Source organism: Variovorax sp. J22R115 (assembly GCF_030317005.1).
GTDB lineage: Bacteria > Pseudomonadota > Gammaproteobacteria > Burkholderiales > Burkholderiaceae_C > Variovorax.
Genome location: NZ_JASZYM010000018.1, coordinates 21,681 through 41,828, shown reverse-complemented (window position 1 = coordinate 41,828; position 20,148 = coordinate 21,681). Strand labels below are relative to the sequence as shown.

General features: G+C 65.6%; 20 protein-coding genes and 1 riboswitch. Of the genes, 13 read left to right on the top strand and 7 right to left on the bottom strand.

What is annotated here, in order from left to right; all coding sequences use genetic code 11:
* The first annotated feature begins 62 nt into the window (after positions 1–62).
* Genes QTI04_RS27480 through QTI04_RS27465 form a run of 4 tightly spaced genes read left to right on the top strand, consistent with a single transcriptional unit; the run spans position 63 to position 3,056 of the window.
* Positions 63–1,064 carry an SIS domain-containing protein gene (locus QTI04_RS27480; RefSeq protein WP_286600453.1) on the top strand — a complete coding sequence of 334 codons (1,002 nt, stop codon included), beginning with the start codon at positions 63–65 and terminating at the stop codon, positions 1,062–1,064.
* The gene (locus tag QTI04_RS27475; protein WP_286618344.1) at positions 1,064–1,612 is read left to right on the top strand and encodes an HAD family hydrolase; all 549 of its coding nucleotides are present in this window, start codon (positions 1,064–1,066) and stop codon (positions 1,610–1,612) included. Before QTI04_RS27480 ends, QTI04_RS27475 begins: the two co-directional genes overlap by 1 nt.
* The gene (gene lptC / locus QTI04_RS27470; RefSeq protein WP_286600450.1) at positions 1,609–2,253 is read left to right on the top strand and encodes an LPS export ABC transporter periplasmic protein LptC; all 645 of its coding nucleotides are present in this window, start codon (positions 1,609–1,611) and stop codon (positions 2,251–2,253) included. Before QTI04_RS27475 ends, lptC begins: the two co-directional genes overlap by 4 nt.
* Positions 2,250–3,056 (top strand): SDR family oxidoreductase, encoded by an 807-nt coding sequence (locus QTI04_RS27465; protein ID WP_286618430.1) that lies wholly within the window; start codon positions 2,250–2,252, stop codon positions 3,054–3,056. The genes lptC and QTI04_RS27465 overlap by 4 nt, the downstream gene beginning before the upstream one ends.
* Before the next feature lie 82 nt (positions 3,057–3,138).
* Here the strand turns inward: QTI04_RS27465 and QTI04_RS27460 are convergent, their stop codons facing one another.
* Entirely contained in the window at positions 3,139–3,669 is a 531-nt protein-coding gene (locus tag QTI04_RS27460; RefSeq protein ID WP_286618342.1) for an RNA-binding protein, read from the bottom strand.
* Positions 3,670–3,919: 250 nt separating this feature from the next.
* A riboswitch (yybP-ykoY riboswitch) is annotated at positions 3,920–4,101 on the top strand.
* An 8-nt stretch (positions 4,102–4,109) separates the two neighbouring features.
* Between QTI04_RS27460 and QTI04_RS27455 the strand changes: the two genes are divergently transcribed.
* The 5 genes from QTI04_RS27455 to QTI04_RS27435 all read left to right on the top strand — a co-directional run bounded on the left by QTI04_RS27455 (position 4,110) and on the right by QTI04_RS27435 (position 7,852).
* A complete protein-coding gene (locus tag QTI04_RS27455) occupies positions 4,110–4,676 on the top strand; it encodes a TMEM165/GDT1 family protein (protein WP_286618341.1) in 567 nt (188 codons plus the stop codon).
* A 116-nt stretch (positions 4,677–4,792) separates the two neighbouring features.
* Positions 4,793–5,944, top strand: coding sequence for a homoserine O-acetyltransferase (locus QTI04_RS27450; protein ID WP_286618340.1), 1,152 nt, complete (start codon positions 4,793–4,795; stop codon positions 5,942–5,944).
* Positions 5,941–6,528, top strand: a complete 588-nt coding sequence (metW, locus tag QTI04_RS27445; protein WP_286600445.1) for a methionine biosynthesis protein MetW — start codon at positions 5,941–5,943, stop codon at positions 6,526–6,528. Before QTI04_RS27450 ends, metW begins: the two co-directional genes overlap by 4 nt.
* A 28-nt stretch (positions 6,529–6,556) precedes the next feature.
* Positions 6,557–7,138: a YigZ family protein gene (locus tag QTI04_RS27440; protein WP_286618339.1), complete on the top strand. Its 582-nt coding sequence runs from the start codon at positions 6,557–6,559 to the stop codon at positions 7,136–7,138.
* A gap of 168 nt (positions 7,139–7,306) precedes the next feature.
* Entirely contained in the window at positions 7,307–7,852 is a 546-nt protein-coding gene (locus QTI04_RS27435; RefSeq protein ID WP_286600442.1) for a polymer-forming cytoskeletal protein, read from the top strand.
* A 6-nt stretch (positions 7,853–7,858) separates the two neighbouring features.
* Here QTI04_RS27435 and QTI04_RS27430 read toward each other — a convergent pair whose 3' ends face one another.
* Positions 7,859–8,665 carry a DUF72 domain-containing protein gene (locus QTI04_RS27430; RefSeq protein WP_286618338.1) on the bottom strand — a complete coding sequence of 269 codons (807 nt, stop codon included), beginning with the start codon at positions 8,663–8,665 and terminating at the stop codon, positions 7,859–7,861.
* Between the two features lie 180 nt (positions 8,666–8,845).
* On the opposite strand from QTI04_RS27430, the gene QTI04_RS27425 reads away from it, so the two are divergent.
* Positions 8,846–10,339: a M20 family metallopeptidase gene (locus QTI04_RS27425; protein ID WP_286618336.1), complete on the top strand. Its 1,494-nt coding sequence runs from the start codon at positions 8,846–8,848 to the stop codon at positions 10,337–10,339.
* Positions 10,336–11,172 (top strand): alpha/beta hydrolase, encoded by an 837-nt coding sequence (locus tag QTI04_RS27420; RefSeq protein WP_286618335.1) that lies wholly within the window; start codon positions 10,336–10,338, stop codon positions 11,170–11,172. The genes QTI04_RS27425 and QTI04_RS27420 overlap by 4 nt, the downstream gene beginning before the upstream one ends.
* On the opposite strand, the gene QTI04_RS27415 is transcribed toward QTI04_RS27420, so the two are convergent.
* The 5 genes from QTI04_RS27415 to QTI04_RS27395 all read right to left on the bottom strand — a co-directional run bounded on the left by QTI04_RS27415 (position 11,169) and on the right by QTI04_RS27395 (position 16,207).
* Complete coding sequence (locus tag QTI04_RS27415) at positions 11,169–12,341, bottom strand: MFS transporter (RefSeq protein WP_286600438.1); 1,173 nt, start codon at positions 12,339–12,341, stop codon at positions 11,169–11,171. The genes QTI04_RS27420 and QTI04_RS27415 overlap by 4 nt on opposite strands.
* Positions 12,342–12,453: 112 nt before the next feature.
* The gene (locus QTI04_RS27410) at positions 12,454–12,933 is read right to left on the bottom strand and encodes a YidB family protein (protein WP_286600437.1); all 480 of its coding nucleotides are present in this window, start codon (positions 12,931–12,933) and stop codon (positions 12,454–12,456) included.
* A gap of 36 nt (positions 12,934–12,969) precedes the next feature.
* Positions 12,970–14,325, bottom strand: coding sequence for a M20/M25/M40 family metallo-hydrolase (locus QTI04_RS27405; protein ID WP_286618334.1), 1,356 nt, complete (start codon positions 14,323–14,325; stop codon positions 12,970–12,972).
* Positions 14,326–14,387: 62 nt separating this feature from the next.
* The gene (locus QTI04_RS27400; protein WP_286618331.1) at positions 14,388–15,116 is read right to left on the bottom strand and encodes a 16S rRNA (uracil(1498)-N(3))-methyltransferase; all 729 of its coding nucleotides are present in this window, start codon (positions 15,114–15,116) and stop codon (positions 14,388–14,390) included.
* The gene (locus QTI04_RS27395; protein ID WP_286618329.1) at positions 15,113–16,207 is read right to left on the bottom strand and encodes an aminoglycoside phosphotransferase family protein; all 1,095 of its coding nucleotides are present in this window, start codon (positions 16,205–16,207) and stop codon (positions 15,113–15,115) included. Before QTI04_RS27395 ends, QTI04_RS27400 begins: the two co-directional genes overlap by 4 nt.
* Positions 16,208–16,305: 98 nt before the next feature.
* On the opposite strand from QTI04_RS27395, the gene QTI04_RS27390 reads away from it, so the two are divergent.
* Together QTI04_RS27390 and QTI04_RS27385 are read left to right on the top strand one after the other, a co-directional pair.
* On the top strand, positions 16,306–18,735 hold the full coding sequence (locus QTI04_RS27390) for an LPS-assembly protein LptD (RefSeq protein WP_286618429.1): 2,430 nt from the start codon (positions 16,306–16,308) through the stop codon (positions 18,733–18,735).
* A gap of 14 nt (positions 18,736–18,749) precedes the next feature.
* On the top strand, positions 18,750–20,138 hold the full coding sequence (locus QTI04_RS27385; protein WP_286618328.1) for a peptidylprolyl isomerase: 1,389 nt from the start codon (positions 18,750–18,752) through the stop codon (positions 20,136–20,138).
* The last annotated feature ends 10 nt before the right edge of the window (positions 20,139–20,148 follow it).

Here is a 20,148-nt window from a genome sequence, read left to right as displayed (position 1 = left end):
GAATGTTCCCGTGGGTTTGCGTCCAAAGTGTGCTCGCCAGCCCTGGCCGATAAAATCCGTCGATGAGCTCCCGCCCTGACCTGGCCTCGACGGCCGAACCCGACGCGATGCTCGCGCGGGCGCGTATCACCTTCGATATCGAGGCTGCGGCCGTGCTCGGCCTCAAGCAGCGTGTCGGGCCTAGCTTCGTCGAGGCCGTCCGCAAGATCCTCGATGTGCGCGGGCGCGTGGTCGTCATGGGCATGGGCAAGAGCGGGCATGTGGGCCGCAAGATCGCCGCCACGCTCGCATCGACCGGCACGCCGGCCATGTTCGTGCACCCAGCCGAAGCAAGCCACGGCGACCTTGGCATGATCAAGGCGGTCGACCTCGTGCTCGCGATCTCCAACAGCGGCGAGGTCGAGGAACTCACCGTCATCCTTCCCGTCGTCAAGCGACAGGGCGTGCCCCTGATCGCCATGACCGGCGGCGCCGACTCCACGCTCGCACGCCATGCGGACATCGTGCTGGACAGCGGTGTCGAGAAGGAGGCTTGCCCTCTCAACCTCGCGCCGACCGCCAGCACGACGGCGCAGATGGCCCTCGGAGACGCGCTCGCCGTTGCATTGCTCGATGCGCGCGGCTTCGGCACCGAGGACTTCGCCCGTTCGCACCCCGGCGGCGCGCTGGGCCGCAAGCTCCTCACGCACGTGAGCGACGTCATGCGCTCCGGCGACGCCGTGCCCCGCGTCAGTCCCGGCGCCAGCCTCAGCGAACTGATGCGCGAGATGAGTGCCAAGGGACTGGGCGCGACCGCGGTGATCGACCCCGATGGCCGGGCCATCGGCATCTTCACCGATGGCGACTTGCGCCGGCAGATCGAGACCGGCGCCGACCTGCGTGCCCTGACCGCGGGCGACGTGATGCATCCCGGCCCGCGCACGCTTCGCGCCGAAGCGCTCGCGGTCGAAGCGGCCGAGCTGATGGAAAAGCACCGCATCACCAGCGTGCTCGTGGTCGACGCGACCGGCCTCCTGATCGGCGCGCTCACCATCAACGACCTGATGCGCGCGAAGGTCATCTGATGCCGATCGAATTCAAGGCGGAGACCTTGCTCGCCGCCCAGGACGTGCGCGTTGCCTTCTTCGACGTCGACGGCGTGCTGACCGATGGCGGCGTCTATTTCAGCGAGCACGGCGAAACGCTCAAGCGCTTCAGCATCCTGGACGGTTACGGCCTCAAGCTGCTGCGCAGCGCGGGCATCACACCGGCCGTCATCACCGGTCGCGATTCCAAACCGCTGCGCGTACGCCTCCAGGCGTTGGGCATCGAGCATGTGCGCTACGGCACGGAGGACAAGCTGCCGGCTGCCGAAGCCATGCTCGCGCACCTGGGCCTGAACTGGCCGCAGGCCGCTGCCATCGGCGACGACTGGCCCGACCTGCCCGTGCTGTCGCGCGCAGGCTTTGCCGCCGCACCCGCCAACGCGCATGCCGAAGTGCGCGCCATCGCACACTATGTGACGGCCGCACGCGGCGGCGAAGGTGCCGCACGCGAGTTCTGCGACCTGTTGCTGACCGCCGGCGGCCATTACCGGCGCTTGCTGGACGGTGCGCGGGGCCTTCACGCATGAAGTCGGCCTGGAGCCTGGTGCGCATCGGATTCGATCGCGCGACGATGTACCTGCCGCTCATCCTGATGGCGGCCCTGGCTCTGGGCACCTACTGGCTGGTGCGCAGCGCCCCCAAACTGCTGGAGCCAGCGGCCAAGGAAGCGCCGACGCACGAACCCGACTTCTTCATGCGGAGCTTCGTGGTCAAGAATTTCCTGCCGAACGGCGAGTTGAGCAGCGAACTGTTCGGCAAGGAAGGCCGTCACTATCCGGACACCGACACGCTCGAAGTCGACGACGTGCGGTGGCGCGCCATTTCCGAAGAAGGGCTGGTCACGCACGGTTCCGCGAAGCGCGGCCTGTCCAACGGCGACGGAAGCGAAATACAGCTCTTCGGCGACGCCGTCATCGTTCGCGACGCGGCCAAGACCGTCGATGGCAAGTTGGTGCCGCGACTGGAGTTTCGCGGCGAGTTCCTGCATGCCTTCCTGGACACTGAGCGCGTGAAGTCGCACAAGCCGGTCACGCTGATACGCGGTACAGACAAGTTCACGGCGGATTCGTTGGACTACGACAGCGGCACGGGGGTCGCCAATTTGCAGGGACGCGTGCACGGCGTGCTGATGCCGCGTGCGGCGCCGCCACCGGGAGAGAAGCGCTGACAGACCACACCCTTCCGGTAAAGCCGCGCGCAAGGCCCGTTGCTTTCATCACGGGCGCATCGAGCGGCATTGGCCAGGCGTTGGCGGCGCGCTTTCACGACGCGGGCTACGATCTGGCCCTGGTTGCCCGGCGTACGGCGGAGATCGAGGCCTGGGCAGCGTCCCAGCGGATCGATGCCGGCCGATGCCGGATCTACAGCGCCGATGTGGCGGTGATCGACAGCATCGTGGCAGCCGGCACTGCCTGCGTGCAGCAACAGGGTGTGCCCGATGTGGTGATCGCCAACGCCGGCATCAGCGTCGGAATGGACACCGCCGAACGCGAGGATCTCGATGTGCTCGCGCGGACATTGGCAATCAACAACATCGGACTGGCGGCGACCTTCCACCCGTTCATCGGTGGCATGAAGGCCCGGGGGAGTGGCCGGCTGGTCGGCATCGGAAGCGTTGCAGCGATACGCGGCCTCCCGGGCCACGGTGCGTACTGTGCGAGCAAGGCGGGCGTTGTCGCGTACTGCGAAAGCCTCCGGGGCGAGCTGCGCTCGAGCGGCGTGAAGGTCGTGACGATCTCCCCGGGCTATGTCGATACGCCCCTGACACAGGGCAATCGCTATGGCATGCCCTTTCTGATGCAGCCCGCGGATTTCGCCGACCGGGCATTCCGTGCGATCGACGCCGGAACAAGCTACCGCGTGATTCCCTGGCAGATGGGCGTGGTCGCGAAGATCATGCGCCTGCTTCCGAACGCCGTATTCGATCGAGCCGTCAAGGGCCGGGGTCGAAAGCGGCGATCCGGAGAATGACGAGGGACGATCAGCGGCGATCGCCCATGAAAAAAGGCTCCCTGGGGAGCCTTTTTGTCGTGCGTTCGGTTCGAAGTTCGGTTCAATAGCCGCTGTTGCCGCCATTGCCGCCGTAGCCACCGCGACCACCGCCGCCGCCACGCGGGCCAGCGCCGTAAGGACTGCGGAAACCGCCGTCGCCACCACCGCCACCGCTGCGGCCACCACCACCACCACCACCACCGTAGCCACCGCCGCCGCCGCCATAGCCGCCACCGCCGCCGCTGCGACCACCGCCGCCGCCGCCGTAGCCGCCGCCACCACCACCACCGTAGCCGCCACCGCCGCCGCCATAGCCGCCGCCACCGCTGCGCGGGGGACGTGCTTCCATCGGACGTGCTTCGTTCACGACTACGCTACGACCGCCCAGGGGCTGGCCGTTCATGCCATTGATGGCTGCTTGTGCTTCCGCGTCGCTGCCCATTTCGACGAAGCCAAAGCCCTTGGAGCGGCCCGTGTCGCGCTCCATCATGACCTTGGCGCTCGTCACGGCACCGAATTGCCCGAAGGCTTGCTCGAGATCACCGTCACGTACCGAGTAAGGCAGGTTACCGACGTACAGTTTGTTGCCCATCAAGGGACTCCTATAAACACATCAAGAAAAGCGATGGAGTCCCGAGAGCACCGTTCAACGGAAGAATCCGCCGAGCTGCGCGAAACTGACCGATCACCCAATCACCCCCACCAGAATTTGAGGGGAGGCTCGCGCATTATGGGTGAAATACGCCACGCACAAGTAGGAATTTGCCCCCACCCCCGCCCCCCTCAAAATTTTTGTTGACGTTAGCGCACACTTACTAATTCGCTCGCCGGCCGACTATAATCCGCGAGTCATTGGGGAGTAGCCGCCTTCCATCGCGAGAAGGGTTTGCGTCAACAGACTTGTCCTGCCTTCGTGCAAGACATGGCGCAGACAGTGTCCAGCCTGGCGAGACCTTTGACCGCGCGACTTCGGGATTCGGCCGAGGTGTCGTGCGGTCAATTGCGTCCTTCGGCCGTTGGAATCCCTTTTTCATGGAAGCTTTCTTCATTGCAACCGGCGTGGTCGCGCTCGCCGAAATGGGCGACAAGACCCAGTTGCTCTCCCTCGTGCTCGCCGCACGGTTCCGCAAGCCCTGGCCGATCGTCCTGGGCATCTTCGCGGCCACGGCCCTGAACCACGCGCTCGCGGGCGCCGTCGGCAACTGGGTCACACATTTCCTCGGGCCAGACGTGTTGCGATGGATCCTCGGCGCGTCGTTCATCGCCATGGCGCTCTGGATGCTGATCCCCGACAAGCTCGATGACGACGACGTGCCCAAGGCCTCGCATTTCGGCGTGTTCGGCACCACGCTCTTCGCCTTCTTCCTCGCGGAGATGGGCGACAAGACGCAGATCGCGACCGTGATGCTCGCCGCCCGCTATGTCGATGCCTACGTGTGGGTCGTGCTCGGCACCACGCTCGGCATGATGCTGGCCAATGCACCGGTGGTGTGGCTGGGCGAGCGCATCGTCAAGCGCGTGCCGATCAAACTCGTTCATAGCATCTCCGCCGTGATCTTCCTGGTGCTCGGCGTCGCCGCGTTGATCGGCTGGGGTTGACCGGCATATACTTCCAAGACGCGCCGATTTGCTCCAGCTTGCGGGCGCTTAACAAATGCAGCTAAAGACGGACGCCCGACCCGGCTCGTTTTTGGCGAGGCCGGGTTTTTTCATTCATGTCGTTCGTCGTCACTCCGCAATCGATGCATTTCGCCGGGCCGCTGGCTCTCACCAGTGGCGCGTCGATCAGCGACTACACGCTTGCCTTCGAGACCTACGGCGAACTCAATGCCGAGCGCAGCAATGCCGTGCTGGTCTGCCATGCGCTGAATGCATCGCACCATGTCGCCGGCGCGTATGCAGGCCAGGACAAGTCCGAGGGCTGGTGGGACAACATGATCGGCCCCGGCAAACCCGTGGACACCGATCGGTTCTTCGTCATCGGCATCAACAACCTGGGCTCCTGCTTCGGGTCGACCGGCCCGATGCACATCAACCCCGCCACGGGCCATGCCTACGGCGCCGACTTCCCCGTGGTCACGGTCGAGGATTGGGTCAACGCGCAAGCCGCTCTGCTCGATGCTCTCGGCATTCGCACACTCGCGGCCGTGATGGGCGGCAGCCTCGGCGGCATGCAGGCGCTGTCGTGGACGATGCAATACCCCGAGCGCGTGCAACACGCCGTGGTCGTTGCCAGCGCACCCAGCCTCACGGCCCAGAACATCGCATTCAATGAGGTGGCACGCCGCGCGATCGTGACCGACCCCGATTTCAACGGCGGCCATTTCTATGAGCACGGCGTGATCCCCAAGCGCGGGCTGCGCATCGCCCGGATGATCGGCCACATCACCTACCAGAGCGACGACGTGATGAACGAGAAGTTCGGCCGGGCGTTGCGCAGCGCGGTCGAGGGCAGCGTCGACCACACGGACTTCCTCTATTCGACCCAGGAAGTCGAGTTCCAGATCGAAAGCTACCTGCGCTACAACGGCGACAAGTTCAGCGAGTACTTCGACGCCAACACCTATCTGCTCATCACGCGCGCACTCGACTATTTCGACCCCGCACGCGAGCACGGCGGCGACCTTCGCGCAGCGCTGGCGAAGGCCAAGGCCAAGTTCCTGATCGTGAGCTTCAGCACCGACTGGCGCTTCTCTCCGGCGCGCAGCCGCGAGATCGTCAAGGGCCTGCTCGACAACCGCCGCAACGTCAGCTACGCGGAAATCGACGCACCGCACGGGCACGACGCTTTCCTGCTCGACGATGTGCGCTACATGAGCGTGGTGCGCTCCTATTTCGACCGCATCGCAGGAGTCGAATCGGCATGAGCGACCAAGACACCCAACAACGCATCGCCCGCCTCGTGCCTGAAGGCGCACGAGTGCTCGACCTGGGCTGCGGCGACGGCGCGCTGCTCGACCTGCTGCAGCGCGAGCGCGGCTGCACCGGCTACGGCATCGAGATCGCCGACGGCAACGTTCTGAACTGCGTCCGGCGCGGCGTCGACGTGATCCAGCTCAACCTCGACGAAGGCCTCGCGATGTTCGACGACGCATCATTCGACGTCGTGCTGCAGATCGACACGCTGCAGCACCTGCGCAACGCCGAAGTGATGCTGCGCGAAACCGCGCGCGTGGGCCGCATCGGCATCGTGGCTTTTCCCAACTTCGCGCATTGGCCGAACCGAATCAGCATTGCGCGCGGCCGCATGCCCGTGACACGGCGCCTGCCCTACCAGTGGTACGACACGCCCAACATCCGCGTCGGTACCTTCAAGGACTTCGAGGTGCTCGCACGCAAGAACCGCCTCCGCGTGCTCGATGCATTCGGGCTGCAGGAAGGGCGCGAAGTCCGCTGGCTGCCGAATGCGCGCGCCGGCACCGCGGTCTTCAAGTTCGAACGCGAGCGCTAGCGAACGATGGCGGCCGAGCCCTGATGTGATGCCGTTCACTCTCGCCACGCCGCTCCACAGCGAACTGATCGTCAAGAAGAGCCGGTTCATCGGGTGCGTGCAGCCGGTGGTGGATCGCGCAGCGGCGCAGGCCATCGTCGACTCGTTGCGCAGCGAACATCCGGGTGCGGCACACGTATGCTGGGCCCTGATGGCGGGCGGACAGTCGGCGGCCAATGACGATGGCGAACCCGGCGGCACGGCGGGGCGCCCGATGCTGGAGGTGCTTCGCCATCACGACCTCGAAAGCGTGCTGGCCACCGTCGTGCGCTACTTCGGCGGCATCAAGCTCGGCGCGGGCGGCCTCTTGCGCGCCTACACCGACAGCGTTGCGCAGGCGCTTGCGGGCGCGTCGCTTCTCCCCCTGGTGCGACAACGCGGCCTGCATTGCGCGGTGCCCTATGCGTTCGAAGGCCTTCTTCGCCGCGAGATCGCCGCCGTCGGTGCCACGATCAGCGAAGTGCGGCACGACAGCATGGTGCATTTCTCCTTCACGCTGCCTGAACCGTCGGCCGCTGCATTCATTGCACGTCTCGACGATGCTGCGCAAGGGCGCGTCGCCTGGCTTTGATGCGCCGCCGCAGCATTTTTTCTCGACGCGAGACCGAATACTTTCAATATGGAGCACAAAAGTTCAACTTTGCAATCAATCACGATTTATTCAGTTACGCCTCTTGCGCAATGAAGTGCCGCGAGCCGTAAGGGCCTTCTTACGATACGCGTTTTGAGGAGTTCCCCATTGGCCACACAGTCCCCCTTCTTCGGCAAACGTGATCGCGAAGCCGACAATCTCACCTCCCGTCCCGCGCCATTGATGGGTTCCGGTACCAATCTCTCGGGCACTCCCGTCAGTCCTTCCACTCTCACGACCCAAGCCGCCAATGCGGTCGCCAGCGTTGCCAAGGAAGGCGGCAGCAAGCTCACCGTCGGCCCGAACATCAAGCTGAAGGGCGTCGAGATCACCGATTGCGACACACTCGTCGTTGAAGGCCTTGTGGAAGCGACGATGGACTCGCGCGTCATGCAGATCGCCGAGCAAGGTGCCTTCAAGGGCTCTGCGGAGATCGACATCGCAGAGATCCGCGGTCTGTTCGACGGCAATCTCACGGTTCGCGAAAAGCTCGTGATTCATTCCACCGGCAAGGTCACCGGCAAGATCCGCTACGGCAAGATCGTTGTCGAAGAGGGCGGCCAGCTCTCCGGCGAAATCAGCTTCGGCGCCGCCTCTGCCAGCAGCAAGCCTGCAGCTACGACCACGCCCTCGGCCCTGCAAGCAGCTGCCTGACGCTGCTCACTCCAGGCGCTTGATCAAGGCACCGGCAGCCGCCGGTGCCTTTTCTTTTGCGCCATTGATGAAGTAGACGAAGACGTCTCGGGCCCGCGATGCAGGCGCCTTGCCGTCCTCCACGTGCGGCAGCGCGGCGGGCGTGCCGCCCTTCGCCCATGTCTTCGCGGCCTCCGCCCACGCGTCCAGCGCCTTGGGCGCATACCCGTTCTCGAACTTCGCGTCGCTGTTCATCAGGCGTGCATAGACGAAGTCCCCGGTCAGATCCGCGAACGACGGAAACTTCTCCGAGTCGGTGAAGACCGTCGCCACGGCGTGCTTGCGCGCGAGCGCGAGGTATTCCGGCGTCCGGAAACTGTCGTGTCGAACATCCAGCACGTGACGCAGCTCGCGGCTGCCTTCCTTTCTTGGCAGCAGTTCGAGAAAGCCCGCCAGATCCTCCGGATCGAAGGCCTTGGTCGGCATGAACTGCCACACGATCGGGCCCAGCTTCTCGCCAAGCTCGCCGATGCCACTGTCGACGAAACGCTTGATCGAATCGCCAGCCGTGGCAAGCAGCTTTCGGTTCGTCGCGAAGCGTGATGCCTTCAGCGACAACATGAAGCCATCGGGCGTTTCGTCCCGCCACTTCTGGAAGGTCGTCGGCTTGAAGGTGCTGTAGTACGTGCCGTTGACTTCGATGGCCGTGAGCTGCCGGCTCGCGTAGTTCAGCTCCTGCGCATGCGGCAAGCCGGCCGGATAGAAGGTGTTGCGCCAGGGTTCGTAGGTCCAGCCGCCGACGCCGACCCGGATGCGTTCGCTCGCGCCGCTCATGACCGGCCTCCCCCCGCGAGCGAGGTGAAGCTCGAAACGTCGGTGTGGTGCGCATTCATGGCGTCTCTCGGCAGCGTTGGCGAAGCACGCCTTTTATCGCATTCACCGCCCGCATGTCATCTCGGGGCATGATCCGCCGGCACGTACTAACATCGTTCCCCCAACCCCGCGGAGAACTCCATGAACGCCCCCCTCCACCGCGAAATGCCTGCCGGTCTGCTCGACGCCGGGCGTGCGCTGTCCGATGTGTCGACCCAGTGGGACAACGACATCGTCAAGCAACTCACCGACTACATCGCGATCCCCGCGAAGTCGCCGGGCTTCGACAAGGATTGGGCGCAGAACGGCTACCTCGAGAAGGTGCTGCGCAATGCCGCGGCCTGGGTCGAGGCGCAGAAGGTCGAAGGCCTGAAGCTGGAGATCGTGCGCCTCGAAGGCCGCACCCCCGTGCTCTTCTTCGAAGTCGCGGCCACCGCCACCGACATGAAGGAAACCGTGCTGATGTACGGCCACCTCGACAAGCAGCCCGAATTCACCGGCTGGCGCAACGATCTGGGCCCATGGACGCCCAAGTACGAGAACGGCCTGCTCTACGGACGCGGCGGTGCCGACGATGGCTATGCCGTGTACGCGAGCGTCGCCGCGCTGAAGGCGCTCAAGGCCCAGGGTGCGGCGCATCCGCGCATCATGGGCCTGATCGAGACCTGCGAGGAATCCGGCTCCTACGACCTGCTGCCTTACGTGGATGCACTGCGCCCGCGCCTGGGTGACGTGTCGCTGGTCATCTGCCTGGATTCGGGCGCGGGCAACTACGACCAGCTGTGGCTTACCACTTCGCTGCGCGGCATGGCCAGCGGCACGCTCAAGGTCGAGGTCCTGACCGAAGGCGTGCACTCGGGCGACGCGTCCGGGCTCGTGCCATCGAGCTTCCGCATCATGCGGCAGGTGCTCGACCGCCTCGAAGACAGCAAGACCGGCCGCCTGCTGCCCGAGAGCTTCCACTGCGCCGTGCCCGCCGAACGACTGGCGCAGGCGAAGGCGACGGCCGCGATCCTGGGCGAAGAGGTCTACAAGCGCTTCCCGTGGGCGCACTTCGATTGCGGCGGGTCGACGACCTTCGCGCTGCCGACCACCACCGATCCCGTGGACGCCCTGATCAATCGCACCTGGAAGCCGACGCTCTCGGTCACCGGCGCCGAAGGATTCCCCGCACTGAAAGACGCAGGCAATGTGCTGCGCCCCTACACCGCCTTCAAGCTCTCCCTGCGCCTGCCGCCGCTGGTCGAGGCCGACCAGGCGGTGCAGCAGCTCAAGACATTGCTCGAAGACAACGCACCCTACCAGGCGAAGGTCACTTTCGAAAGCGGTGGCGGTGCTACTGGATGGAACGCACCCGACACGGCGCCGTGGTTCGAAAGCGCGCTCAATGCCGCCTCGCGCGCGCACTTCGGCGCGGACTGCGGCTACATCGGGCAAGGCGGCACGATCCCGCTCATGAACATGCTGAGCGTCGGCTTTCCGAAGGCCCAGATGATGGTGTGCGGCGTGCTGGGGCCGAAGAGCAATGCCCACGGCCCCAATGAATTTCTGCATGTGCCCTATGCGAAGAAGCTCACGGCGGCAGTGGCCGAGGTGATTGCCGCATTGCCGGTCGCACGCGCCAGCGCGGCTTGAAGCCCCTCCACACCTTGCATGCGCCGGGCGGTGAAACGCTGGCGCTGCACGACTGGCCGCTCGAACACGGCCGCGCCAAGGCGGTCGTCGTGCTGGTGCATGGCCTTGGCGAACACGCCGGACGCTATGCGCATGTCGCGGGACACCTCAATGCGTGGGGATTCGCCGTGCGTGCGGTCGATCACCATGGACACGGCGCGTCAAGCGGTGCACGCGGAGGCTTGCCTACAGCGAATCGATTGCTCGATGACCTCGCCCTCGTCGTCGATGACACGCGAGCGGCCTGTCCAGGGTTGCCGCTCGTGTTGCTGGGACATAGTCTCGGCGGACTGGTCGCCGCGAGCTTCGTTGCGCGCGCTGTGCGCCCGGTCGATGCGCTGGTGCTTTCTTCGCCTGCGCTGGATGCGGGCCTCAGCGGATTCCAGCGCTTTCTCATCGCGACGCTGTCACGCCTGGCGCCCGACCTGCGTGTGAGCAATGGACTCGACTTGAAGTACCTGTCGCACGACCCCGCCGTTGCGCCGGTCTATCGCGATGATCCGCTGTGCCACGACCGCATCGGCGCCCGGCTGGCGCGCTTTCTCGCCGACGAAGGCGCCGTCGTGCTGGCCGCGGCACCCACGTGGCATGTGCCAACGCTGTTGATCTATGCCGGCGACGATCGACTCGTCAGTCCTGCCGGAAGCCGCGCCTTCGCGACCGCCGCGCCGGCATCGGTGGTCAGCACCATCTGCTTTCCGGCGCACTATCACGAGATCTTCAACGAGAGCGATGCCGCTCCGGTTTTCGACACGCTCCAGCGCTGGCTGGCCGAGCGCTTCCCCGCCCCTTAGGCCGCTGCAGGCGCCGTGCGCCGACGGTATGCGAGCCACAGCAGAGCCATGCCCGTCAGCACCACGGGCACCAGGGAGCCGAAGTTCAGCAGGCGCCAGCCCTGCGTGGTGACCAGCACGCCCGAAGCGAACGAGCTCACCGCCAGCGTCGCGAAGACACAGAAGTTGAGCGCGCCCTGGGCCCGATCTCTTTCCTCGGGCGCATAGGTCGCGAGCGAGAGCGTGGTGCTGCCTGTGAACAGGAAGTTCCAGCCGACGCCCAGCATGAACAGCGCGATCAGAAACTGATGCAGGTCCACGCCCGAGAGCGCCACGGCGATGCAGCCGAAATTGAGCGCCAGCCCTGCGCCCATCACCGGCAGGACGCCGACGCGGCGGATCAGGTGGCCGGTGAAGAAGCCCGGGGCGAACATGCCGATCACGTGCCATTCGAGAACGAACGCGATGTCTTCGAAAGGCAGGCTGCAGACCTGCATGGCAATCGGCGTCGCCGCCATCAGCAGGTTCATCACGCCGAACCCCAGCGCGCCCGACACGGCCGCGACGATGAACGCCGGCTGGCGCGCGATCTCGCGCAGCGATCGGCCTCCCGTCGAACTGCTCTTGGCCGGCGGCGCGGGAAAATCGATGAACTGCATCATCACCATCGCCAGCAGTGCGACCGCGGCCAACGCGAGATAGGCGCCCGCGAAAGGCACCGAGAACCAGGTCCGGGTGGCGGCGGCGAGATTCGGCCCCGCCACCGCGCCGATCAGGCCACCGGCCATCACCAGCGACACCGCCTTCTCGCGCCAGTCGGGCGCAGCGAGTTCGGCCGCCGCAAAGCGATAGAGGCTGGCGTTGGCGTTGTAGTAGCCCGCCACCACCGTCGCGAAGCAGAGCAGCCAGAAGTCCTTCCAGATCGCGGCCTGGGCGCACAGCAGCGCCGAGCCCAGCGCCACGGCGATCCCGATCTGAAACGAGCGTCGCCGCCCGAAGCGCTTCTGCGTCCGCGCAACGAGGCCGGTGGCCAGCGCACCGCCCACCACGTATCCCATCACGGGCAGGGTCGCCATCCAGCCGCGCGGCGCCAGCGCCAGGCCGACAAGGCCATTGATGGCGATGAAGGCGACGTTGTTCGTCAGGAACAGGCCTTGGCAGATCGTGAGCAGCCAGAGATTGCGATTCATAGGACGGGAGGTGATGGCCAGGGAGTGGACGCCGGTTCTATCACGGGGGGTGCCAGCGCCGCCGCCAACAAAAATGGCGCCCGGAGGCGCCATGATTCTGGAGCGGGCTGCGTCAGCCCTTCTGCAGAAGTCCGCTGAGCGATGAGAGCAGATCGTCCTGATTGCCCAGCCCCTCCGCCGGCACCTGACCCTTCGGCGTCAGTTGGTCAATCAGCGTGGGCAGCATGGTGGCCAGCAAGGGCAGCAGCGTCGTGGCGTTGATACCGAGCTTCTGTGCAATGCCGGAGATGACATCACCGCCGAGCGCCTGTTGCAACTGTCCGCCCGAGATGGGAGCGTTCTCGCCCGTGCCGACCCAGGAGCCGATGACGTCGCCCATGCCGGCCTGGTTGAACTTGGAGACCAGGCCCCCTAGTCCGCCGAGTTCGCCGTTGTTGGCGAGCAGGCCGCCGAGCGCGCCGGCCAGACCGCCGAGGTCACCATTGCTGCCAAGCAAGCCGCCAAGACCGCCGAGGCTTCCGACGTCGCCAGCCTGTGGTTGTGCCTGGGTGCCGCCGAGCACTTGTCCGAGAACTGAATCTAGCAATCCCATGATGGGCCTCCTGAACGTGCAATTTGGGGTGCGACTTTATTTCAGGCGCGGGGGGCGCTTCGCAAGCAAGGGCTCGCTCACGCCCTGCACGCCGACCAGCCCGAGAACGGTCACGAGGGCATTCTGCGCGCCCTTCCACCCGTCTGTCACGTCGATCCATTCCGAGAGTGCGTGAAAGCCGCCCGTCTTGCCGCCGCCACCGATGATGATGGCGGGGATGCCGAGCGACATCGGCACGTTCGCATCGGTGCTCGCCCCGGACAGCAGCGTCTTGTGACCGAAGGCGGCGTTCGATCGAACGGCGGCCTCGACGATCACCGAATCCGAGCCGGTGCGTCCGCCCGGCCGGTCGCCGATCAGCTTGTTGGAGACGCTCAGCGTCGTGACGTTCCAGCGCTTGTTCTCTTCCGCCACCGCTTCGTCGATCGCCGCCAGCACCTTCTTTTCGGTATCGAGCAGCGCGTTCATGTCGTCCGAGCGAATGTCGACCGCCATGCGCGCATCCGGCGCAATGGTGTTGACGGAAGTGCCGCCGCCCACCGTGCCGACGGTGAAGGTGGTCTTCGGAAAGCTGGGCGTCTTGATGTCGGCGATCTTGGCGATCGCGCGGCCCATGCCGTGGATGGCGCTGGGCACCTGGCCGAAGGCCGCGTAGCTGTGGCCGCCCGGCCCTTTGAAGGTCACCTCGTAGCGATGGCTTGCGGTGCCGAGCACCGTCACATTGCCTTCGGCCGCCGGTTCGACGCCCACCATGCCGTCGATGTCGAGATGGTCGCGGAAGATCGCCTTCATGCCACGCAGGTTGCCCAGCTCTTCCTCGCCGACATTGCCGACGAACAGCAGATCGCCCACGGTCTGGATCTTGTTGTCGTTCAGCACCTTGAGCCATGACAACAGCACAGCGAGACCGCGCGTGTCATCGGAAATTCCCGGCGCGTAGAGCTTGCCGTCACGCTCCTTCACCTTGACGTCGGTGCCGGCCGGGAACACGGTGTCCAGGTGGGCCGAGATCATCAGCTTCGGACCGTTGCCTGTGCCCTTACGCAGACCGATCACATTGCCTTCGCTGTCGATCCGGGCATCGGTCAATCCCAGCGCCTTCAGGCGCGCGAGGAAGGCCTCGGCGCGCTTCTGCTCCTTGAACGGCGGTGCCTCGATCTCGGTGAGCATCTTCAGGTCCTCGATCGAGCGCTCGTGATCGGCCTGCACCGCATCGAGCAGTTGCTTGATGCCGGGAGCGCCCAGGAGTTGCGTGTAGGCGTGATCGACGGCCGGTCTCACCTGCGTGGGGGTCGGCGCGACGGCGGATCCCTGGGCGTGAGCGACACCCGCAGCACACAGCGCAGCGAGCAGGATGGGCGCGACGCGCGAGGGGATGGAGCGAGACGGCATGAGGGTGCGCACTGATGAATATGAGGGGGAAGATGGGAGCGAAAGGAAGAAGGAACCGGCGCTTACTGGCCGGCGAGCAACGCCAGCGCCGCCAGCGCCGCGGTTTCGGCGCGCAGAACCCGCGGGCCGAGCGTGAGCGGCACGAAATCGCGCGCGATCGCGTCCTGCTCCTCGGCGGCGCTGAGGCCGCCTTCCGGCCCGCTCAGCACCCACGCGTTGCGCGCCTCGCTCGATGCTCCGTCGGCGATGTCGGACACCGGCCGGGTTCCATCGGCCAAGCTCAGGATGAAGCGTTCCGCATCGACGACGGGTTTCGCCAGCCAACCGGCCAGCGACTGCACCGGATGGATCACCGGCACGCGATTGCGCCCGCATTGTTCGCAGGCCGCAATGGCGACGGCCTCCCAATGCGCGCGCTTCTTCTCCGCGCGCTCGCCGGCGAGCCGCAACACGCCGTGCGCGGTCATGAGTGGCTGGATGCTCGCCACACCGAGTTCGGTCGCCTTTTCGACCAGCCAGTCCATCCGCTCGTTGGCAGGCATGCCGACGGCGAGATGCACGGCGCGTGGCGCTTCACGTTCGATGGCGGTGTGTGCACCGACCTGCACGGCGACTTCGCTGCGTCCCATGCGCTCGACCGTCGCGGCATACTCGCCGCCGCTGCCGTCGAACAGTATCAGCGCATCGCCCGGCTGCATTCGCAGCACCTGCACATGGCGCGCAGCGCCGGGTGGCAGCGTCAACGCGCTGTTCACGGTCAGCGCCACTGCGCAGTGAAAGCGCGCCGTCACACCCGTCCGTAGGCGAACCCGGTCACGGGTTGGGTGCCTTCGACCTCGTCGATGACCCGCAGCAGCGGGGTGAGTTCGGTGTAGCGGCTGGCCGTCGCCCGGATGTAGGCGATGAAGCGCGGCGTGTCGGCGAGGTATTTCGGTTTGCCGTCACGCAACGTGAGTCGCGCGAAGATGCCGGCCACCTTCAGGTGGCGTTGCAGGCCCATCCATTCGACCGCGCGGTAGAAAGCGCCGAAGTCCTCGTCCACCGGCAGGCCGGCCTTGCGGGCCTGTTGCCAGTAGCGCACCGTCATGTCGAGCACGAATTCCTCGTCCCAGCTCAGGAAGGCGTCGCGCATCAGGCTCGCGATGTCGTAGGTGATCGGGCCGTGGACGGCATCCTGAAAGTCCAGCACGCCCAGCGCAGGACCGCCGGTGACCATCAGGTTGCGCGGCATGAAGTCGCGGTGCACGTAGACGCGCGGCGCGGCGAGGTTGCTCTCGACGATCAGCCTGAAGCTGCGATCGAGGCGCTCCTTGAGCTTGCCCTCGACGGGCAAGCCGCGGTGCTGCTCGATGTACCACAGCGGAAACAACGCAAGTTCACGCTCCAGCAGCGCCTGGTCGTAGGGCGGCAGCACCTCGGGCCGCGAGGACTTCTGCCAGAGGATCAGCGCATCGATCGCCTGGGCGTAGAGCGGTCGTGCGGCATCGGGGTTGGCGGGTTCGATCACGTCCAGCATGGTCTGCAGGCCCAGATCGTCCAGCAGCAGGAAGCCGTTGGCCTCGTCCCATTCGAGCACTCGCGGCGCGATCACGCCGGCGTCGGCCATCAGCTTCGCGACCTGCACGAAGGGGGTGCTGTTTTCCTGGGCGGGCGGGGCATCCATCACGATGCGGGTCCGCGCGCCGTCGCTGGTGTCGACGCGGAAATAGCGCCGGAAGCTCGCGTCGGCAGAAGCGAGGCGAACGCTATGCGGCAGCAGTTGGTGCGCGGCTGCAATGCGCTCCATCCACTGGCTGAACGCCTCGGCGCGGGTCGGATCGCTCCAGGCCGGGGGAAGAAAAGGTGTCGCGGCGCCGCTGGCCGATGGCTGGGAAGCTGTCATGGATAATCAATTCTACAAATCCGCCTGCTGCGGAGCCTCGCAACCTGCCGGCCCCTGGCGCCGTCTTCCCCCTCCAGACGTTATTTGTCCCGTACCTGATGCCTGACTTGAACCGAGCCGCCTGGCGCCGGTCCCGCCCGCCTTTGCCGCTGGCGGTGCTGTCGCTTGCCCTGTTGCATGCGCACAGTGCGTGCGCGCAGGATGCGGATCTCGATGCCCCGCTCGTGCTCAAGCGCACGCCGCAACTCACCGAAACCATCACGCCGGAACAGCGCGGCCAGTTGCCCAGCTTCGTGTATGGCGACCGCATCTCCGGCCGCCCGGATCTCGAGACAGTGGTCGAAGGCAACGCAACGCTGCGCCGCGGCGACACCATGATCCGTGCCGATCGGCTGGAGTATTACCAGCCCGAAGACCTCGCCAAGGCGACCGGCAATGTCCATGTGAATCAGGCTGGCAACGTCTACGAAGGCCCCGAACTGCAACTTCGGCTCGAGACTTTCGAGGGCTTCTTCAACAACGTGCGCTATCGATTCCTGACCAACGGCGGCCACGGCACGGCGGAACGCATCGACTTCGTCGACAGCAATGTGTCGGTGGCCCGGCTGGCGACCTACACCACCTGCCGGCCCGAGGACTATCCGGGCTGGATGCCCGCATGGCTGCTGAGCGCCGCGACCCTCACGACCGACACCGAGGAAAACGTCGGCGTCGCGACCAACGCCCGGCTGACATTCATGGGTGTCAGCACGCCGCCGTTCCCGTCGCTGAGCTTCCCGCTCAGCAACGATCGCAAGAGCGGGCTTCTGCCGCCGGTCATCGGCATCGACAATGTCAATGGCGTCGACATCACCACGCCGTACTACTGGAACATCGCGCCCAATCGCGACGCGACGCTATACCCCACGCTGATGTCGAAGCGCGGCATCAACCTGGGCACCGAGTTCCGCTACCTCGAACAAAACTACAACGGCGAGATCCGGGCCGACTACATGCCCGACGATCGGCTGCGCGACCGCGACCGGTGGGGCATCTGGACCAACCATACGCAGCGGTTCGACGCCCAGTATTTCGGCCTCGACTCGCTGGTCGGCACGCTCAACATCAACCGCGTGAGCGACAACGACTACTGGCGCGACTTCACCCGCACGCCCTCGCTGACGCAGCGCCTGCTGGCGAACGATGGCACGCTCAGCTGGGCCAAGGGCGAATGGAGCGGGGTCGCCCGCGCGCTGAGCTACCAGACGCTGCAGTACGCGCCCTCGCCGATCGTTCCGCCGTACGACCGGATGCCGCAGATCACGGCGAACTACAACAAGTACGACTGGAACGGCTTCGATTTTTCGTTCAATTCCGACTACAGCCGGTTCGAGGCGAAGCCGCTCGAGCAATGCATCGGAGCCCTTCCCGCCAACGCGCCCGTGGCGTGCCAGCCCAATGGCGAGCGCATTTTCGGCATCGCGACCTTGAGCCGGCCCTTCCTGACGCCCGGCACTTTCGTCGTCCCGAAACTGATGCTGAACGCCACGGCATACCAGTTCGATGCGCCTTTGCTGACCAACGGCGTCACCAACGCGACCCGTACCGTGCCGACGTTCAGCCTCGACAGCGGTCTGATCTTCGAGCGCGACACCAGCTTTTTCGGCCGATCCTTCCAGCAGACGCTGGAGCCTCGCGCCTACTACGTGTACACGCCGTTCCGCAACCAGAACTACCTGCCCAACTACGACTCGGCGTCCAACGACTTCAACTTCGCGACGATTTACACCGAAAACGCGTTTTCCGGCAACGACCGCATCTCCGACAGCAACCTGCTCACCCTGGGCGTGAGCACTCGCCTCATCGATCCCGACACCGGCGCCGAAGCGGCCCGCTTCGGCATCGCGCAGCGCCTGCGCTTTGAAGACCAGCTCGTCACCCTGCCCGGCGGCGCACCCGTGACGGACCGGCTGAGCGACATTCTCCTGGGCGCGCAGATCAACTGGACACCGAAATGGAGCGTGGACGGCACGGTCCAATACAATCCGGATCAGCAAACGTCGACGCGCACGGCAATCAGCGCGCGCTACAACCCTGGGCCCTACCGCTCGATCAGCGCAGCCTACCGCTACCAGGCCAACAGCACTTCGACCTCCGAGGATGGCAACAAATCCATCGATGTCAGTTGGCAGTGGCCGCTGAACGATCTCTGGGGCGACAAAGGCAAGGATCTCGGTTCCGGCCGCGGTCAAGGAGGTGGGCGCTGGTACGCAGTGGGTCGGCTCAATTACAGTTTGCAGGACAGCAAGCTGACCGATGGCGTCCTGGGCTTCGAATACGACGGTTGCTGCTGGATCGGGCGCGTGGTGCTGGAACGTGTCACGACCGGGCAAGTCACCGCCAACACGCGGATCATGTTCCAGCTTGAGTTTGTCGGCTTTGCCAGCGTCGGGTCGAGTCCGAGGCGTACGTTGACGCAAAACATTCAGCGGTACACCCCCCTGCGCCAGCCGATCGCAGGGCCGAGCCGCTTCACCAATTACGACTGAGACCGAGCACCGCCATGAATCACCTCCGCTCCATCCTGACCCTGGCCTGCCTTGCCTCCGTGGCGACGGCCTCCGGTGCGCAAGGAACCGGCATCACCGACATCATGCGTGCCGGCCCGCGTCTCGCGCCCGCTCCGACCGCGGCGCCGCGCCCGCCCGTGCCGAATGTGCAGCGCTCGGCCGAGTACATCGTCGCACTGGTCAATTCAGAGCCGATCACCAACACCGAGGTCCAGGCGCGCGCGGTCCGCATCCTTCGGGACAACCCGGAAGCAGCGCGCTATTCGCGCCAGGAACTGATGCGGCTGGTGCTCGAACGCCTCATCAACGAGCGTGCCCAGATGCAGGTGGCGAAGGAACAAGGCATCCGGGTCGACGACATCGCGATCGACCAGGCCGAGCAGACCGTGGCACGGAACAACCAGGTCAGCGTGACAGACTTGCGCCGCCGGGTCGCCGAAGAAGGCCTGTCGCAAGAACAGTTCCGCCGCGAATTGCGGGAGCAGCTCACGCTGATTCGCCTGCGGGACCGCGAAATCGAAAACAAGATCAAGATCACCGACGTGGAGGTCGATCAGTTCATTCGTGACCAGCGCAGCGGCACCAATGCGGCGATTCCCCCCAACATCAACATCGCGCAGCTTCTGGTCGCCGTGCCGGAGTCCGCCAGCGACGCCGACGTGGCGAAGCTGCAGCAGCGCGCGCAGGGCCTGGCCCAGCGGGCGCGTGCCGGCGAGGACTTCACCAAGCTCGTGCAGGAGTTCTCCGATTCGCCCGACCGCGCCTCGGGCGGCGCCATCGGCATGCGCAGCGCGGAACGCTATCCGCAATTGCTCGTCGAGGCGACGCAATCCACGCCGGTCAATGGCATCGCCGGTCCGGTCCGTTCGGCTGCCGGCTTCCACGTGCTGAAGCTGCTGGCCAAGTCACAGCCCAATTCGGGCGACGCCGTGGTGACCCAGACGCAGGTCCGCCACATCCTGTTGCTCAACGATGCCAAGCGCACGACGGCGGAGTCCATCGCGAAGCTGAACCAGTTCAAGCAGCAAGTGCAAAACGGGACGGCCGATTTCGCGGTGCTGGCGCGCGACAATTCGCAGGATGGCAGCGCCAAGGACGGCGGCGATCTGGGATGGGCGCGCCCCGGCCAGTTCGTGCCTGAATTCGAAGAAGCCATGAACCGGCTGGCCCCGGGCCAGACCAGCGACCCGCTAGTCTCGCGCTTCGGCGTGCACCTGATCCAGGTGGTCGGGCGTCGCGACGCCAAGCTGAGCCAAGCCGAACAGCGCGAAGCCGCGCGCGCAATGCTGCGCCAGAAGCGGATCGCGGAAGCCACCGAAACCTGGGCGCAGGAAGTGCGCGCACGGGCCTACGTGGAAATGCGCGAGCCGCCGCAATCGTGATCATGATGGC

What these genes read in the sequence shown, in the direction of transcription:
- QTI04_RS27480 (WP_286600453.1), top strand. Translation starts at nt 63, where the DNA reads ATGAGCTCCCGCCCTGACCTGGCCTCGACGGCCGAACCCGACGCGATG.
- QTI04_RS27475 (WP_286618344.1), top strand. Translation starts at nt 1,064, where the DNA reads ATGCCGATCGAATTCAAGGCGGAGACCTTGCTCGCCGCCCAGGACGTG.
- lptC (WP_286600450.1), top strand. Translation starts at nt 1,609, where the DNA reads ATGAAGTCGGCCTGGAGCCTGGTGCGCATCGGATTCGATCGCGCGACG.
- QTI04_RS27460 (WP_286618342.1), bottom strand. Translation starts at nt 3,669, where the DNA reads ATGGGCAACAAACTGTACGTCGGTAACCTGCCTTACTCGGTACGTGAC.
- QTI04_RS27455 (WP_286618341.1), top strand. Translation starts at nt 4,110, where the DNA reads ATGGAAGCTTTCTTCATTGCAACCGGCGTGGTCGCGCTCGCCGAAATG.
- QTI04_RS27450 (WP_286618340.1), top strand. Translation starts at nt 4,793, where the DNA reads ATGTCGTTCGTCGTCACTCCGCAATCGATGCATTTCGCCGGGCCGCTG.
- metW (WP_286600445.1), top strand. Translation starts at nt 5,941, where the DNA reads ATGAGCGACCAAGACACCCAACAACGCATCGCCCGCCTCGTGCCTGAA.
- QTI04_RS27440 (WP_286618339.1), top strand. Translation starts at nt 6,557, where the DNA reads ATGCCGTTCACTCTCGCCACGCCGCTCCACAGCGAACTGATCGTCAAG.
- QTI04_RS27430 (WP_286618338.1), bottom strand. Translation starts at nt 8,665, where the DNA reads ATGAGCGGCGCGAGCGAACGCATCCGGGTCGGCGTCGGCGGCTGGACC.
- QTI04_RS27425 (WP_286618336.1), top strand. Translation starts at nt 8,846, where the DNA reads ATGAACGCCCCCCTCCACCGCGAAATGCCTGCCGGTCTGCTCGACGCC.
- QTI04_RS27415 (WP_286600438.1), bottom strand. Translation starts at nt 12,341, where the DNA reads ATGAATCGCAATCTCTGGCTGCTCACGATCTGCCAAGGCCTGTTCCTG.
- QTI04_RS27410 (WP_286600437.1), bottom strand. Translation starts at nt 12,933, where the DNA reads ATGGGATTGCTAGATTCAGTTCTCGGACAAGTGCTCGGCGGCACCCAG.
- QTI04_RS27405 (WP_286618334.1), bottom strand. Translation starts at nt 14,325, where the DNA reads ATGCCGTCTCGCTCCATCCCCTCGCGCGTCGCGCCCATCCTGCTCGCT.
- QTI04_RS27395 (WP_286618329.1), bottom strand. Translation starts at nt 16,207, where the DNA reads ATGACAGCTTCCCAGCCATCGGCCAGCGGCGCCGCGACACCTTTTCTT.
- QTI04_RS27390 (WP_286618429.1), top strand. Translation starts at nt 16,306, where the DNA reads ATGCCTGACTTGAACCGAGCCGCCTGGCGCCGGTCCCGCCCGCCTTTG.
- QTI04_RS27385 (WP_286618328.1), top strand. Translation starts at nt 18,750, where the DNA reads ATGAATCACCTCCGCTCCATCCTGACCCTGGCCTGCCTTGCCTCCGTG.